Source organism: Bacillus sp. AFS029637 (genome assembly GCF_002584985.1).
Lineage (GTDB): Bacteria > Bacillota > Bacilli > Bacillales > Bacillaceae_G > Bacillus_A.
In genome coordinates this window covers 61,849-78,205 of the sequence record NZ_NUPZ01000013.1, presented here as the reverse complement: position 1 = coordinate 78,205, position 16,357 = coordinate 61,849, and the positions used below count along the sequence as shown (strand labels likewise).

Sequence of the window (16,357 nt, the reverse complement as noted above, 5' to 3'; positions counted from 1 at the left end):
CTTGTTATAATTTTCAGATAATTAAGAAGAAAAGTCAATATTTTTTTGTTTACGCTTTCAAATTATTATTAGTGATATATTTTTATTTTTAGAAAATTGAATAAATAGATTGATTTCACTTTAAATTTTTGTTAAATTGATAGTGAATTGAGCGTACTAACATATTACAAGTAAAGTTGAGGCGAGTTATGGTACAGTCCATTGATCGAGCGATAAGTATTATTAAGCTATTGAATTCTACAAATGAAAAAGAGTATTGGGCTATTTCTGATATAGCGGATGGAACACATCTTCCGGTTAGTACAGTACATAGGTTACTGAACTCTCTAATGGAGCATGGGTTAGTTACACAAATTTCAGAAACAAAACAGTACAAAATTGGACCAATGTGGATGGAAATAGGATTACGTCAATTGGAGAAGGTAGATTACAGATCTGTTGCAAGAGAAGTGATGAAGCGTTTGGCCTCTGAAGTGGAAGAAAGTGTTTATTTGAACATTCCAAACGGAACACATTCTATTATCATTGAAAGAATTGATAGTCCTTTAAAAATTCGAGTTATCGATAACTTAGGGGAACAAATTCCTCTTTCGGTTGGTGCCGCAAATAAAACGATGCTTGCCAATTTGAAACAGAATGAAATGGAATACATTGTAGAACAGCTACTTTCTTCTTTACCAGAACAAAAGCAAATTCTTGTTGATCAAATAGAGCAAATAAGAAGTGAAGGATATGCTGTGAGTTATGGTGAAAAAACAGAAGGGACAGCTTCAGTAGCTGCACCTATTATAGGTTTTAATCATAAAGTAGTAGGAGCATTAAGTATTGGGTTAATTAGTCATCGCATCAATGATGATCGATTATCTTTTCTTATTCGTAAGGTGAAGCAAGCTGCTCATGAAATATCAATAAAAATCGGCAGTACATCAGAACTATAATTTTGATAGCTGTCGTCATTTTTTATTCATATACTGGAATTTATTTTCACAATGCGGAAAAATAGGGGGATTTATATGTCAAAGTGGCAATCAAAAGAACAATTAGTACAATTATTAAGTAATCTTGTTGAAATTCCTAGTATTACAGGTTCAGAAGCTGAAGTTATATTGCCGGACTTTGTTGTAGAACAATTATCTGATTTACATTACTTCAAAGAAAATCCGCATCATTTGCAGAAAAATCCGACGGGGGATGGACGATATTTTGTTACAGCCCTAGTAAAGAAAAGTGATAGTACGAAAAACACCGTAATTCTTGTTAGTCATTTTGACGTTGTAGATGTACAAGATTACGGTGTGTGGAAAGAAGATGCATTTAACCCTAAAAAGTTAACGTCTATGTTCTATGCTCATAAAGATGAGCTACCAGATCATGTACGTGAAGATATAGAACAAGGAGATTGGTTATTTGGTAGAGGAACAATGGATATGAAATGCGGCCTAGCATTACAAATGGCGATGGTTGAGCAAGCTTGTGAAGGAAGATTTGATGGGAATGTTCTTTTATTAGCTGTTCCAGATGAAGAAGTGAACTCTGTAGGAATGAGGGCTGCTGTTCCAAGATTATTAGATTTAGCAAGAGAACATGACTTAGATTATAAAACAGTCCTAAATTCAGAGCCTATGTTTTCACGACATCCTGGTGACCAAAATAAGTATATTTATACTGGTTCTATTGGTAAAGTGTTACCTGGTTTTCTTTGCTACGGAAAAGAGACACATGTAGGCGAACCTTTTGCAGGATTAAATGGGAGTTATATGGCTGCATTATTAACCGCGGAATTAGAATTAAACACAGATCTTTGTGATATTGTAGAAGGAGAAGCGAGTCCTCCGCCAACTAACTTGCTTCAAAGGGATTTAAAGGAGGATTATTCTGTACAAATTCCGCATCGTGCAGTCACATTATTTAACTTGTTTTTACTAGAACAATCGATGACGGACGTAGTTTCGTTATTACGTCAAAAAGTAACGAAAGTAGCAGAGAAAATCGAAGAGTCGTATGAGAAGCATGCATATCGCTTTTCTAAATATAATCCATTCATACCACCTAATCTTAAAGTAAATGTATTAACGTATGAAGAGCTTATCGCGCATGCAATTGAACAACATGGGAAAGAGAAAATAGATGAAATTCAATCTAGTATTATAAAAAATAGAGAAGATAAAGATGACCGTGCGGTAACGATTGATTTAGTAGATAAATTAGCTATTTTATGTAAAGAAAAGGCACCGATGATCGTGCAATTCTTTGCACCGCCGTACTACCCAGCTGTGAGTTCACGCAACAATCCTTTAATTAAAGAGGTAGTTGTAGAAATGGAAAAGTATGCCCAATCTAATCATAGTATTACATTTGAAAATCAAAATTATTTTGGCGGGATTTCAGATTTAAGCTATGTGGGTTTACAGTATCCATTAGATTCAATGAGTTCTCTTGTAGACAATATGCCATTATGGGATAAAGGCTATTCGATTCCACTAAAGGAACTAGAAGAGTTTGATGTTCCAGTATTAAATATGGGGCCAGTAGGAAAAGATGCACATCAATGGACAGAACGTCTCGACGTGAATTACGCATTTGAAACACTATTAGATATGTTGCCGATATGTATTGAAAAATTGCTTGTTCCTAATAAAATTACACAGTCATAGTAAGGCCTGTATAGGAAGAGAAGAATCGAAACTGTAAGATTCGGTTGTGTAGTTCTTAACTCAGAATAAGATTTAAATAGAAACAAATAGAATTATTTTAATATAACAAAAAACAAAACGGACAAACTCAATTACTTATGAATTTGTCCGTTTATCTTTTAGTGACAACGGGGAGTATGTAAACTACATGTGTATTTAGTCAAAAAAGATTTGAGATTCGTTTTATTTTTTAGTTTGATTAGATAGTTCAACAGACTTTTGTGTACAACGCTGCATAGCTGAAATGATGGCTGTTCGTAAACCTTTTTCCTCTAATACTGCTACAGCTTCTATCGTTGTTCCGCCTGGAGAACAAACCATATCTTTCAATTCACCTGGATGTATACCTGTTTCCAGTACCATTTTTGCAGAGCCTAACACAGCTTGAGCAGCGAATTTATATGCTTGATTTCTTGGCATACCATCTAGCACAGCAGCATCTGCCATCGCTTCGATAATCATATATACATATGCTGGTGAAGAACCACTTACAGATGTTACAACATCCATTAATTTTTCGCTTACGATTTCTGTTTGACCAAAACTATTAAAAATGTTTAGTACATCTTCTAAATCTTTTTCTGTCACCATTTCATTAGGACATAACGCAGACATTCCTTCACCAACAAGAGCAGGTGTATTAGGCATGACTCGTATAACCTTTACCTTTTTACCAAAGGCATCCTCAGTACTTTTTATGCTTTTTCCGGCAGCAATCGTTACGACTATAGCATCGTCTTTTATTTGCTCTTTCACTTCGTTAATTACTAATGAGTAAAGGTCAGGTTTGATTGATAAAATCAAAATATCAGCATTTCTAGCTACTTCATTGTTATCAGTAGTTGTAGTTAGTCCGTACTTTTCACTAGCATTTTTTAAATTCGTAGTGTTTAAATCTGAACAAATGATTTTATTTGAAGACACTATATTTTTGTTTAGCATCCCGCCGATGATAGCCATCCCCATATTTCCGCATCCGATGAATCCAATTTGTTTATCCATAATAATTCAATTTTTCTCCTTTTATAATAAATTATATCATTTTGAAATTGTTATTTTAGAATAATAATAACATCTCTGTGCAATATAAAGAAACATTCTAAGAGAATATATTCCTTTTTGCAACACCAAAAAATAAAAAACAATTATATTCGATATTATGCAAATATATACACTATAATTTCAGGTATTATATTTATGAATCTGAGTTAAACTTATATCAATTTGTATTTTCATTCAGTAGGGCAATAATTTCATACAAGTAACTTGTCGCTCTAGTTATTTTTAAAATACCTCTTGACACCAAATCGAACTATATCGCATAATATAAAAAAATTAAACCGAAAATCGTTGAAGGGAAATAGTACATATGTCTTCTTGCGAAAGAGAGTGGAATTCACCGGCTGAAAGATTCCTCGTATAGAATGTATCGAACCTATCCCTGAGTCTTAAATGAAAGTTTAGGCGTTCGCCTGCGTTATAGGCGCCAAGTGGATATCTATGTATATCAATTAAGGTGGTACCGCGGAACAATGACCGTTTCGTCCTTTTTATTTTATTAAGGGCGAAGCGGTCATTTTTATTTTGCCCTTTCATACGATAGGTGCAGCATGGAAGAGGATAGACATAGCTGCAAACTGTATAAATAAAAGTGTAATGTATAAAAAACTTTGATTTTAGACTTGGGGGATACAAAAATGAAAAAACAACGAATTGTTGTAAAGATTGGGAGCAGTTCCTTGGCAGATAGTCATGGAGGAATTTCTAAAGAACAGCTTTCAGATCACGTTGCCGCATTGGCTCGATTGAAAGAAGAAGGGCATGAAGTTTTGTTAATTACATCTGGGGCCGTCGCTGCAGGTTTTTCTGCTCTAGGCTATCCTAGTAGACCTGTAACAATTAAAGGGAAACAGGCTGCAGCAGCTGTCGGACAAAGTTTATTAATGCAGGCGTACACGGAGGAATTCCGTAAATATGGTATCGTTACTGCTCAACTATTGCTGACGAGAAGTGATTTTTCTAGAAAAGAACAATATAGTAACGCTTACGCTACTTTAGGAGAGTTACTAAACCGTTCTGCGCTTCCTATCATCAATGAAAATGATTCTATTTCTTTAGAGGAGCTAACGTTCGGGGATAATGATATGCTGTCAGCTTTAGTAAGCGGACTTGTGTCAGCGGATATGCTTATGATTTTTACGGATGTGAACGGTTTATATGACAAAAATCCTCAGAAACATGAAGATGCGAAGAAATATTATTTCCTTCCAGAAGTTACGGAAGAAATCGCTTCTCTTGCAGGAGATGCCGGATCAAAACTTGGGACTGGCGGTATGAAATCAAAAATTGATGCGGCAAAAACGGCACTATCTCTTGGTGTGAGTGTATTTATCGGAACTGGACGTGGACAAGAGAAGTTTGTAGATGTTTTGAAGGGCAAAGGTGATGGAACGTATGTCGGAAATGCTCCTCAAAAAGAAATGAAGATGAATAAGCAATGGATTGCTTTGCATTCGGTTGTGAGCGGACAAATTGAAATAGACGCCGGAGCAGCTACAGCTATCATTCAGCACGGAAAGAGTTTACTTCCAGCTGGTGTAACAAATGTCTCAGGATTTTTCCAAGTGGGAGAAGTCGTAGAAGTAATGACGCAACAAGGGCGCGTGATTGGAAAAGGACAATGCACATATAGCGCAGAGGAACTAAGAGATGTAAAAGGTATGCAAAGCCAAGATATTCAAGCGAGAGGCGAAAGGCATAGTTATGAAGTCATCCATAGGGACCATTGGGTTTCATTTTAAGATTAGAGATTAATTTGAACTTAAAGAGGAGGAAACAAAAATGAATGAAGTGTTGGCAAAAGGGAAGAGAGCGAAAGAAATTGCTAGAGAACTTGTGCTTAAATCTACAGATCAAAAAAATGAAGCACTCGCTATGGTTGCTGATCAGTTAATTGCAGAAACAGCTTATATTTTAGAGGAAAACAAACGGGATATTGAAGAAGGGAAGGCAAAAGGATTTTCTGACTCTCTCCTTGATCGCCTTATGCTAAATGAACAGCGTATTGTTGATATGACAGAGGGAATTAAGCAGCTAATTGAATTACGTGATCCTGTAGGAGAATGTGTAAGTGCATGGGAAAGGCCAAATGGATTATCTATTCAGGAGATGCGCGTACCACTTGGTGTTGTCGGGATGATTTACGAGGCAAGACCGAATGTAACTGTGGATGCTGCTACAATTTGTTTGAAAACAGGAAACGCAGTAATACTACGTGGTAGTTCTTCTGCTATTCATTCTAACAAAGCCATCGTTGCTGTTATTCACCGAGCACTCAAACAAACGAGCTTGCCTCAAGAAAGCGTACAGCTTATAGAAGATACAATGCGAGATAGCGCGAAGCAGTTATTTACATTAAATGAGTATTTGGATGTTCTTATCCCAAGAGGTGGCAAGCAGTTAATAGATACTGTTGTGAGAGAAGCGTCTGTTCCAGTACTTGAAACAGGTGCGGGAAATTGTCATATTTTCATTGATGAAACAGCGGATAAACAAATGGCATTTGATATAATAGTAAACGCAAAAACGCAGCGTCCATCTGTATGTAATGCAATTGAAACGATTATACTTCATGAGAAGTGGGCGCAGCAATTTGGAAGCGAGCTGTTTTCTTCATTAAAAGAAAGATGCGTGGAGCTACGAGGGGATAACAAAGCATTAGCAATTGATTCTTCTATCATACTTGCTACAGAAGAAGACTGGGAAACAGAGTTTTTATCTCTCACACTAGCGGTGAAAGTTGTTTCCTCTGTTGAAGAGGCGATTCATCACATCAATACGTATGGATCGATGCATTCTGAAGCGATTATTACAGAGAACGAGGAAAATATCAGCAAATTTTTCACATCTGTAGATGCGGCGGCACTGTATCATAATGCATCAACTCGTTTTACAGATGGGTCTGAATTCGGATTCGGAGCAGAAATTGGCATTAGTACACAAAAGCTACACGTAAGGGGACCGATGGGGCTTCCTGCATTAACTTCTACAAAATATGTGATTCGTGGAAATGGGCAAATTCGAAAATAATAATAAAAGACACTCAATTGGCTTGGGTGTCTTTTATTTTAAAAATTATTTACCATATAAATAGCCCAACGAGCATAGCGCTTAATAGGGAAACTGCCATTCCGCTCACAAGAAGCTTCCAAACATTTTTCCCGATGACTGATGATTTTTCGCCGCCAAATAATGAATTGTAAGTTCCATAAATCATTCCTACTGTACTAAAGTTAGCAAAAGAGGCTAGAAATGTTGTTGCAACCGCAACTGTATGTGGTTGTAAAGACTTTAAGTTTGATTTTAAATCCATCATTGCAACAAATTCATTTGTTGTTATTTTGATCCCCATTAATTCAGCTACATACATCGCATCACTACCTGATAAACCGAGTAAAAAAGCGAAAGGACTAAAGATAATCGAGAAGATTTTTTGAATTGTTAAACCTGTTACAAAAAATCCTAAAATTCCATTTAAACATGCTGTTAAAGCTACATATCCAATTACCATGGCTAAAATAACGATAACCATATTCATCCCAACTAACATACTGTTTGAAATAGTAGAAAAGAAATCTTTTTTTTCACTTTTTGAAGGTTTATAAACAACATCTTCTTCTTTCGTAACTTCTACAGGATTTAAAACATTAGCTAAAATTAATGCGTTAATACAGTTTAAAGGAATGGCGCTAAAAATATATGTTGCGGGAACCATTGATAAATAAGCGCCAAGAATGGATCCGCTAACGCTGCTCATACTCATAATTCCGAAAGTCAACAAACGATTTTCTTTTAACACAGATAGTTGATCACGAACAACGGCAAGTGCTTCTGTATTTCCTAAAAACATCATTTGAATCGAAAAGAAGCTTTCTAACTTTGGTAAACGAGAAATCTTTGAAATAACTGCACCTACTTTATCAATAATCCAAGTCAAGATTCCGAAATACGAAAGAATATCGAAAAAAGTAATAACGAAAATGATAGGAAGTAATGCGCTAAAGAAGAAATCAATGTGTGGACTGTCCATAGCTGAAGGAAACGCAAAACGAATACCTTCATTCGCACATGCTAGTAGCCAACTGAAAAATGAAGCGATTTTATTAATGATAATACTGCCGAGCTTCGTGCCTAACATAAACCACGTAATAAAAAGCTCCAATATGATTAGAATAACGATTGGTCTCCATTTTATTTGCTTTTTATTAGGCGAACATAGGAAAACGATTAATATGACAACGAAAATCCCTAACATATTTAATATAAAATGCATGTCAACAACTCCTTGAGGCTTATTATTTGTATATAAAAAAGCCTCTATTCTTCCAAATTTGGATTGTTATCAGAAGTTATGAAGAATGTAAATTATGCTTGGGATCAATTTATTTCAATTAATGTACTAAAAATTAATGTTTATTCGCTCTATAAAGTATATTTAGTTAGTAATGTAGAGCAACAAAATAAATCTATTGGCGGAATGAAGGACAACTAATACCTGAATCCAGTTTTAAATTGTTTAGGTGAAATACCAGTATGTTTTTTAAAGACCTTTGTAAAATGACTTTGGTCGTGAAAATTTAGTAATGTAGAAATTTCGGATATAGAATGTCTCGTATAAGTCATTAACTTTTTTGACTCATCCACTTTAGCGCGCTGAATATAGTCATTTAAAGAAATTCCAACTTCTTTTTTGAAAAGGGAAGATAGATAACTGGGGTTTAATGTGACTATTTCTGCAAGGATATTTAGTGTAATATCACCATAAAGATGAGTGAATATATAATTTTGACATACGTTTATAGGTTTTGAATGTTGCTGCATTGTACCATTTTTGACACGTTCTGCAAACTCGAGTAAAGCATTCTCCAAAAAAGGGGGAATAGCTTCATTTTTATGTATTTCTTCAAGTTTTTGTATAAATAAATCACTAAGAGTATATGCGATTTCAGGGAAAAGTCCTCCTTCTATAGCAGATCTAGTTGCAAGTGTAATGGCTGCAATGGCAGAATTTTTTTGGCTTCGCAGGTGACTTGTCTTTGATAACACGCCAAGCTCTCCTGATTCAGGTAATCTCCTTAGATTTTTAATTAAATCCTCCTTTTTCCCTTGCTTTATACACTCAAATATTTTCCTCTCAGCTAGTGGATCGATATGAGTTAATGTACTTTGTCGTTGTTCCGAAATATGTATATCAGGCTGTTCAATTTCAAAATCATTCTTTTTTAACAGTATATTTTTTTGCAAAATATCAGCAACATCTAATTTTTGTTGATACAGCATGTAATAAAGTACTAAACTTATATTTAAAAAACTCAAATTATTTAATACAGGTAGAGAACGATAATATCGAATCATTTCTTCTTTATCTATTTTTAGTTGAAGATCATTAACAATTCCTTTAATAGATGTTTCTGTTAGCCTGGAATAAAGGACTGGTCCAGCAATGATATTCCCACTAATTTGGTCGTTCAAACGCAGATTAATTGCGAAAAAATTTTCGAGAAAGGCAGTCTCTTCTAGTGATGGAAAAGTATAGGGAGGCTGGTCCTTAAATAGTTCATTAAGTATCGCCTCTTTTGAAGAATACATAGGGTTATGCTGAATATTGGACGAGATTTCAAATACTAAATCTCCTTTGTTATTAAGAAAATAGATAGGTGTTTTATGTATGTCAAAGACTAGTTTACAAATATAATATAAATCCTCTAGTTTGGAGCAATTCATTATTTTAACCTCTATCCTTTAAAAATTAACTAAATTTTTTACAAGTATTCTAAAAAATATACCATAATATATAAAAAATAATAACTATAATAACTTTAAGAAAGCGTTTACTTCATTATTTTTAGGAGGGCTACCATGAAAAGGGATATTAAGAAAATCATTTCACAAATGACATTAGAAGAAAAGGCAAGCCTATGTTCTGGATTAGACTTTTGGAATACAAAGGGGATTGAGCGATTAGGAATTCCTTCTATTATGGTAACTGATGGGCCACATGGGCTTAGAAAACAGGCAGAAGGAGCAGATCACTTAGGGATTTATAATAGTATTCCATCGACTTGTTTCCCATCAGCAGTAGGATTAGCGAGTACATGGAATAAAGACTTAATAAATGAAGTAGGAGTTGCGCTAGGAGAAGAATGTCAGGCGGAAAATGTAGGTGTTCTCCTTGGACCAGGTGCAAATATTAAACGTTCGCCGCTATGCGGAAGAAACTTTGAATATTTTTCAGAGGATCCGTATTTATCATCACAAATGGCTGTAAATCATGTTAAAGGCGTACAAAGCCAAGGAATTGGAACATCATTAAAACATTTCGCTGCTAATAATCAAGAGCATCGCAGAATGTCTGTAGATGCAATTGTTGATGAAAGAACATTGCGTGAAATCTATCTTGCTAGTTTTGAAGATGTTATTAAGGAAGCACAGCCTTGGACAGTAATGTGTGCTTACAACAAAGTAAATGGTGAATATGCTTCGGAAAATAACTATCTGTTAAATGATATTTTAAAAGATGAATGGGGATTTGAGGGCTTTGTCGTATCTGATTGGGGCGCAGTAAATGAGCGTGTCGCAAGTTTAGCGAACGGTTTGGAGTTAGAAATGCCTTCAAGCTTTGGAATTGGTGAGAAGAAAATTATTGAAGCAATTAATTGTGGTGAGCTATGTGTAGAAAAGCTTGATCAAGCAGTTGAGCGCCTTCTTTACATTATTTTTAAAGCCGCTGATAACCAATTAGAAAACGCTATGTATAGTAAGGACGAGCATCATCAGCTTGCAAGAGAAGTTGCAAGTGAAAGTATGGTTATGTTAAAAAATGAAGATTCCATCCTTCCATTGAAAAAAGAGGGAGCGGTAGCGATAATTGGAGGATTTGCAAAACAACCACGTTATCAAGGAGGTGGAAGCTCTCATATTAATCCAACAAAGCTTGAAAGTATTCTCGAAGAAATTGAAACGGTATCAGGTGAAAAAACGAACATATTGTTTGCACAAGGTTATGATATTGCCAGTGATGATGTAAATGAAATCATGGTTAATGAAGCGAAAAAAATAGCAGAGCGAGCAGATACAGCGGTCCTTTTCGTTGGACTTCCAGATCGTTATGAATCTGAAGGTTTTGATCGAAAACATTTACAGATGCCAGAAAATCACGTGCAATTAATTGAGGCTATTGCTGAAGTTCAAAGTAATATCGTTGTAGTTTTAAGTAACGGTGCACCAATTGAAATGCCTTGGATAGGTAAAGTAAAAGGAATACTTGAAGGCTATTTAGGTGGTCAAGCATTAGGCGGAGCGATTGCTGATTTATTATTTGGTGATGCGAATCCAAGCGGAAAATTAGCGGAAACATTCCCGAAAGTTTTAAGCGATAACCCTTCTTACTTAAACTTCCCTGGTGAAGGTGACAAAGTGGAATACAAAGAAGGCGTGTTCGTAGGATACCGTTATTACGATACGAAAAATATTGAACCATTGTTCCCATTTGGTTTTGGGTTAAGCTATACAAACTTTGAGTATAGTAATCTTTCAATTAATAAGAAAGAAATAAAGGATATAGAGACTGTTTCTGTAAGTGTAAACGTGAAAAATATTGGTAGTACAGCAGGTAAAGAAATTGTTCAGCTTTATATAAAAGATGTTGAAAGCACAATGATTCGTCCTGAAAAAGAACTAAAAGGATTTGAAAAAGTGGAATTGCAGCCGGGAGAAGAAAAAACGGTTAACTTTACCTTAAATAAAAGATCATTTGCTTATTATAATGTTGAATTGAAAGATTGGCATGTTGAAACAGGTGAATTCGAAATTTTAGTAGGAAAGTCTTCAAGAGAGATAATTTTACATGATAGCATATATGTTCAATCAACGACTATAATTCGAAAATCAGTACATCGTAATACTTTACTAGGGGACATATTTGCGGACCAAGTTTTAGCACCAATTGCAAAAGAGCTTATAGAAAAGGCATTAAAAGACAGCCCGTTTGGTAGTATGGCTGAAGGGGATAGTGATACTTCTGAAATGATGGGTGCTATGCTAAACTACATGCCGTTACGAGCGTTAGTGAACTTTAGCGCAGGTGCTTTTACAGAAGAAATGTTAAGTGGAATAATTGTGCTATTAAATGATGCGCAGATGAATCGATAAGCGGTGAATGAATTTTAATTACGATCAAAAAATTTATAATCAATAAAAAACGTAGTTTACAACTAAACTGCGTTTTTTTTACGTTCAATGAATTATTAAATTTAAAGGATTGTAAATATAAAAAAATTTAAATTCTAAAAAAATAGAAGGTATAGTTCGAAAAAAATAGAATTCAATACATAGCAAACAAGGAGGGGATAAAATGGAAGTCTTTCACGTAACGAGTAGAAAAAGGGAAACATACAACATTCAAATGAAGTATTCGATACTTTTCGAATGTGCACTTGGCATTGCGGCAATTACTCATAAGAGGTTAATAGACACGCTCGAAAAATCTCAAAGCGAATGGGAAGAAATTAGGGAATCATTAACAAAAGAGATGAGAGAACATTTACAGTTTGTCGAAGAGCATAATACGTGGAAAGCGTTGCTACAGTTATTGTATGAAGGGGATTTTCAAGACTTATCGCAGTTTAATGCTAAAATTGATTCGCTTTCAGAAAAAGGGTTGAAGTATATATGTTTACCGTTTTTAGGAGAGAAGTATCAAGAGAAAAGAACTTTAGCGGCAAGTGGAAACGTAGCTGCAATACAGGAACTAATGGAACTAACACATGACCATCAGTTTTTCGCTACGTATATTGGCTTTATATGTGATGTAGATGTACAAGAACTAAAAAATCACTTAATCGCTGTAATGACAGGATGGTATGAGATTGTTATTAAAAAAGAGGAGGAAGAAATTCTTTCTATATTAGAGCGAGACTATGAGGCAAAGAATGAAATGAATAAAAAAATGAAACCAGAAGAGTTTGTCGAGTGGGCCACTGGTGGAGTGAACTATATGCCAGAACCAAGTGTTCATCACGTACTTCTTATTCCGCAAATGACGTATAGACCGTGGAATATTGAAGCGGATATTGAAGATACGAAAGTGCTTCATTATCCAGTTGCGAATGAAAGCATCCATCCTGAAGATCCATATGAACCGAATTATTTTTTAGTTCAAAAGCATAAAGCACTTGGGGATGAAGCAAGGTTACGCATTGTAAAAATGTTGTTTGAAAAAGAACGTACATTGCAGGAAATGACAGAAAGATTGCAACTTGGTAAATCGACAGTACATCATCATTTGAAACTGTTACGTGCAGCTAAGCTAGTTGATATACACGATGGAAAATATGTATTGAGGAAGAAAGCAGTGCAGTCGTTAGCGAAAGAGTTAGAAGCGTTTTTGAATAGATAATATACAACGAGAATGTACATAAAGGGAGGAATTTAAGAGGAAAGTTGGCGAGCTATAGTGAAGAGTGTATTGAAAAACCGCTCCTTCTTTTATATGTGGATTGGTAGTGCAATTTCAGAATTAGGCGGGGCTTTCGGCACGTTATGTAATTCAATTTTAGTATATGAGTTAACAGGGTCGAAAACAGCATTAAGTAGTATGTGGCTATTATATTTTATTCCGTCTCTCATACTGCAGCTAATATGCGGACCATTTATTGATAAATGGAGCCGGAAGTGGATAATGATTTTTTCTCAATGGGCGCGGGCAACAGTTTTCTTACTTCCTTTAATCATGCTAGTTACAAGCAGTATAGAAGTTTGGCACGTGTATGTCGTTCAAATCGTAATCGGGCTCATTACTCCGCTTTATACACCTGCAAGTCAAGCAATTACACCGAGCATTGTAAGTAAAGAGCACCTTCAAGATGCAAATGGCTATATTGATGGAATGAATCGTCTTATGATGTTTCTTGCGCCAGTACTAGGTGGAATCGTTATTAAATTTATTGGGCTCAAATTAACGATATTTTTTGTTTGCACTTGTTTATTTATAAGTGGAGGTTTGTTATTTTTTATAAAAGAAACAAGAGTAAAACAAGAACTAAGAAAAACTTGGCTGGAACAGTTTCTTCACGGTTTTACATATTTTTTCACAAAACCAATTATCGTTTGGCTCGGTGTCTTTCTTACTTTCGTGCAATTTGGAGTAGGAGTAACGATGGTTACAAACCTTCCTTATATAAAAGATGAACTGTCAGCGGGATATGCGGAGTTTGGGTATTTTATGGCCGGTTTCCCGCTTGGCTATGTAGTTGGATCGATACTAGTCGGAAAAGTAACATATAAAAGCAGGCGTATACTTATGCTTGGAGGATTGTTTGTAGGAGGGCTCACATACATTTCACTAGGGATTAATCAAAGCATTATCATTGCGATATTAATCGAAGTCATAGCAGGTATTTGCATTGCATTTTTCAATATTCATAACACGACAATATGTCAACAATCAGTCCCAAACAATATGATAGGAAAAGTATTTTCAGTACGATTATTTTTCATACGATCCGCTATGCCGTTAGGTGTGTTATTAGGGGGCATACTGAGTGAAATGTGGGGAGTGAGAGTACTATACTTTATTATAGGATCGATTATATGTGTCACTTCTTTCATAGGAATATTACTTCCATATTTTAAATTTCTGGATGAGTCGATCGAAGAGAAATCTGCATAATTCTAAAAATTTAAAACTTTATAATTGAAAATAATTATCATAATCAACTATAATGGGAGAATAGTAGTATTCGTATTATAAAGAGGGAGTGGGATTATATGTTTATTGAAACGAAAACATTTACAGTAAAAGAAGGTACTTCAAATATAGTTGTAGAACATTTCACTGGAGAAGGAATCATTGAAAAATTTGAAGGCTTCATCGATTTAAGTGTTCTCGTGAAAAAAGTAAGACGCGGTGATGAAGAAGTAGTCGTTATGATTCGCTGGGAATCTGAAGAAGCATGGAAAAACTGGGAAACGAGTGAAGAACATTTAGCTGGACATAGAGCGAGCCGTGGTAAACCAAAACCTGATCATATTATTAACGTTGAACATGGTGTTTATTATGTGAAATCATCTAAAGCGGCTTATCAGCAGTCGTAAAATACAAGTAGAGGATACAGCAAACATGTATCCTCTTTTTTAGTACTGAGGAGATGGAAATGATAGAAAACCTTGCATTCATTACATATAAAAAACATAAAAAATTAGTGCAAACAATAGTAGCTGAAATCGTATCTAAAGATAAGGTAAATGGATTCATGCTAATTGGATCTGTCGCAAGAGGCGATGCATATCCTGAATCTGATTTAGACTTCTATATTCTTTTAGAAGACGGACAAAAGAAGAAATTTCATTCTGAAACGAGAGAAGATATTTTAGTTGAATATAAGAGTGCAGATGTTAATCAAATACAAGTAAACTTTAAAAACAATCCGATGGAACTATACTCATTTTTAGAAGGGGGAATTTTGTTTGATAAAAGCGGCGAGTTAAAAAAGTTAAAGGAAATAGCTACATATGAATTTGAAAACTATCGTGTTTCTAACGACAAAGTGAAAAGCATTTCTCATTGGTTACATAGTTCGCTCATTAAAATTCAGTCTGCTCTGAAAGCAAATGATGAGTTAAAAGCTTCATACATAGTTCATACGTCAACTTGGACATTGTTAGAAGGGATATGGGTTATTAATAATAAGCCAGTACCTCCAGCTGGATCTGTTTTGAAGTATATACAAACGCTACCTAATAGACCGAATCGTTTTGATGAGTTGATAAGTAAAGTGTTTTTAGGGGATACACGAGAGCGTATCTCTTCAGCAATTTTCTTGATGGAGTGGGTGTTAATGAATTTGGAGAGTAAATAATAAAACGAACATGATTGCCAATTTTAATCGGTAAATACATACTCCGTTTCAAGACGTTCACATAATTTCATTCACTGTATTTTAAATGTTTCATTGAAAAAATGTTCTAGACGATAAAAAAAGGTATTAGACTATTACAAAATGAACACTTGAATACAACCCCTTTACTATTGGGGTGCTATTAATATGGGGCAATATACTATCGTATAACCCTTGTTTAAAAGGAGATGAGTGAATGAAGTTGAATCATTTAAATTTATGCGTTGATGATTTATCAAAAGCGAGACATTTCTTTGAAACATTTTTTGATTTTCAATTTTTGGAACAAAAGGGAAAAGCGCTTGTAGTGATGAGTGATGAGAGTGGATTTATACTTGTGTTAAGTGATCCGAAAGCATTTAAGGGGAGTAAGGAAGTTACGTATCCGGAAGCTTTTCATATCGGTTTTTTAGTGGAAACTACAAGTGAAGTTGATCAAGCATATAATCGTTTAGTAGCTGGGGGCATTGAAATAGACAAGGAGCCGTATGCAATGAGAGGTAGTAGTTATGGTTTTTATTTTTCAGTATTCAATGGCTTATTAATTGAAGTTTCTTGTCTTGATTATAGAGAAGGTAAGAAAGTTTCAAAAATTAATAGCGATCAACAAGAGTAATCATTTGAAGGTGTATATATAGCCCCTTATCCAGTTTGGAAAGGGGCTTGCTTATTTTATTACCTTATTTATCTTACTATTTGTGGATTGAT

The 16,357-nt window shown here is 34.9% G+C and carries 13 protein-coding genes and 1 other annotated feature; of the genes, 10 read left to right on the top strand and 3 right to left on the bottom strand.

Annotated elements, in window-relative coordinates; all coding sequences use genetic code 11:
* Positions 1–188: 188 nt before the first annotated feature.
* The gene (locus COE49_RS05295; RefSeq protein ID WP_098253470.1) at positions 189–938 is read left to right on the top strand and encodes an IclR family transcriptional regulator; all 750 of its coding nucleotides are present in this window, start codon (positions 189–191) and stop codon (positions 936–938) included.
* A gap of 51 nt (positions 939–989) precedes the next feature.
* A complete protein-coding gene (locus COE49_RS05290; protein WP_098253471.1) occupies positions 990–2,654 on the top strand; it encodes a M20/M25/M40 family metallo-hydrolase in 1,665 nt (554 codons plus the stop codon).
* 222 nt (positions 2,655–2,876) lie between these two features.
* Here the strand turns inward: COE49_RS05290 and proC are convergent, their stop codons facing one another.
* Complete coding sequence (gene proC, locus COE49_RS05285; RefSeq protein WP_088229456.1) at positions 2,877–3,695, bottom strand: pyrroline-5-carboxylate reductase; 819 nt, start codon at positions 3,693–3,695, stop codon at positions 2,877–2,879.
* 339 nt (positions 3,696–4,034) lie between these two features.
* Positions 4,035–4,245 (top strand) — a binding site (T-box leader).
* Between the two features lie 145 nt (positions 4,246–4,390).
* Here proC and proB point away from each other — a divergent pair.
* Positions 4,391–5,494: a glutamate 5-kinase gene (gene proB, locus COE49_RS05275; protein ID WP_088229455.1), complete on the top strand. Its 1,104-nt coding sequence runs from the start codon at positions 4,391–4,393 to the stop codon at positions 5,492–5,494.
* Positions 5,495–5,534: 40 nt separating this feature from the next.
* Positions 5,535–6,782, top strand: coding sequence for a glutamate-5-semialdehyde dehydrogenase (locus tag COE49_RS05270; RefSeq protein WP_098253472.1), 1,248 nt, complete (start codon positions 5,535–5,537; stop codon positions 6,780–6,782).
* Positions 6,783–6,831: 49 nt separating this feature from the next.
* On the opposite strand, the gene COE49_RS05265 is transcribed toward COE49_RS05270, so the two are convergent.
* A complete protein-coding gene (locus tag COE49_RS05265; protein WP_088229453.1) occupies positions 6,832–8,025 on the bottom strand; it encodes a NupC/NupG family nucleoside CNT transporter in 1,194 nt (397 codons plus the stop codon).
* Positions 8,026–8,240: 215 nt separating this feature from the next.
* On the bottom strand, positions 8,241–9,476 hold the full coding sequence (locus COE49_RS05260; protein ID WP_088229452.1) for a helix-turn-helix domain-containing protein: 1,236 nt from the start codon (positions 9,474–9,476) through the stop codon (positions 8,241–8,243).
* A gap of 135 nt (positions 9,477–9,611) precedes the next feature.
* Between COE49_RS05260 and COE49_RS05255 the strand changes: the two genes are divergently transcribed.
* The 6 genes from COE49_RS05255 (at position 9,612) to COE49_RS05230 (ending at position 16,265) form a co-directional block, all read left to right on the top strand.
* Positions 9,612–11,903: a glycoside hydrolase family 3 C-terminal domain-containing protein gene (locus COE49_RS05255; RefSeq protein ID WP_088229451.1), complete on the top strand. Its 2,292-nt coding sequence runs from the start codon at positions 9,612–9,614 to the stop codon at positions 11,901–11,903.
* Between the two features lie 202 nt (positions 11,904–12,105).
* Positions 12,106–13,149 (top strand): ArsR/SmtB family transcription factor, encoded by a 1,044-nt coding sequence (locus COE49_RS05250; RefSeq protein ID WP_098253474.1) that lies wholly within the window; start codon positions 12,106–12,108, stop codon positions 13,147–13,149.
* A gap of 57 nt (positions 13,150–13,206) precedes the next feature.
* Positions 13,207–14,421 (top strand): MFS transporter, encoded by a 1,215-nt coding sequence (locus tag COE49_RS05245; protein WP_098253475.1) that lies wholly within the window; start codon positions 13,207–13,209, stop codon positions 14,419–14,421.
* Positions 14,422–14,519: 98 nt separating this feature from the next.
* Positions 14,520–14,846, top strand: a complete 327-nt coding sequence (gene hmoA / locus COE49_RS05240; RefSeq protein WP_071711829.1) for a heme-degrading monooxygenase HmoA — start codon at positions 14,520–14,522, stop codon at positions 14,844–14,846.
* 59 nt (positions 14,847–14,905) lie between these two features.
* Positions 14,906–15,610 carry a nucleotidyltransferase domain-containing protein gene (locus tag COE49_RS05235; protein ID WP_098253476.1) on the top strand — a complete coding sequence of 235 codons (705 nt, stop codon included), beginning with the start codon at positions 14,906–14,908 and terminating at the stop codon, positions 15,608–15,610.
* Between the two features lie 235 nt (positions 15,611–15,845).
* Positions 15,846–16,265 (top strand): VOC family protein, encoded by a 420-nt coding sequence (locus tag COE49_RS05230; protein ID WP_088229447.1) that lies wholly within the window; start codon positions 15,846–15,848, stop codon positions 16,263–16,265.
* Positions 16,266–16,357: the final 92 nt, after the last annotated feature.

Excerpts from the sequence above, each read along its gene's own strand:
- COE49_RS05295 (WP_098253470.1), top strand. The coding sequence starts at position 189 with ATGGTACAGTCCATTGATCGAGCGATAAGTATTATTAAGCTATTGAAT.
- COE49_RS05290 (WP_098253471.1), top strand. The coding sequence starts at position 990 with ATGCGGAAAAATAGGGGGATTTATATGTCAAAGTGGCAATCAAAAGAA.
- proC (WP_088229456.1), bottom strand. The coding sequence starts at position 3,695 with ATGGATAAACAAATTGGATTCATCGGATGCGGAAATATGGGGATGGCT.
- proB (WP_088229455.1), top strand. The coding sequence starts at position 4,391 with ATGAAAAAACAACGAATTGTTGTAAAGATTGGGAGCAGTTCCTTGGCA.
- COE49_RS05270 (WP_098253472.1), top strand. The coding sequence starts at position 5,535 with ATGAATGAAGTGTTGGCAAAAGGGAAGAGAGCGAAAGAAATTGCTAGA.
- COE49_RS05265 (WP_088229453.1), bottom strand. The coding sequence starts at position 8,025 with ATGCATTTTATATTAAATATGTTAGGGATTTTCGTTGTCATATTAATC.
- COE49_RS05260 (WP_088229452.1), bottom strand. The coding sequence starts at position 9,476 with ATGAATTGCTCCAAACTAGAGGATTTATATTATATTTGTAAACTAGTC.
- COE49_RS05255 (WP_088229451.1), top strand. The coding sequence starts at position 9,612 with ATGAAAAGGGATATTAAGAAAATCATTTCACAAATGACATTAGAAGAA.
- COE49_RS05250 (WP_098253474.1), top strand. The coding sequence starts at position 12,106 with ATGGAAGTCTTTCACGTAACGAGTAGAAAAAGGGAAACATACAACATT.
- hmoA (WP_071711829.1), top strand. The coding sequence starts at position 14,520 with ATGTTTATTGAAACGAAAACATTTACAGTAAAAGAAGGTACTTCAAAT.
- COE49_RS05235 (WP_098253476.1), top strand. The coding sequence starts at position 14,906 with ATGATAGAAAACCTTGCATTCATTACATATAAAAAACATAAAAAATTA.
- COE49_RS05230 (WP_088229447.1), top strand. The coding sequence starts at position 15,846 with ATGAAGTTGAATCATTTAAATTTATGCGTTGATGATTTATCAAAAGCG.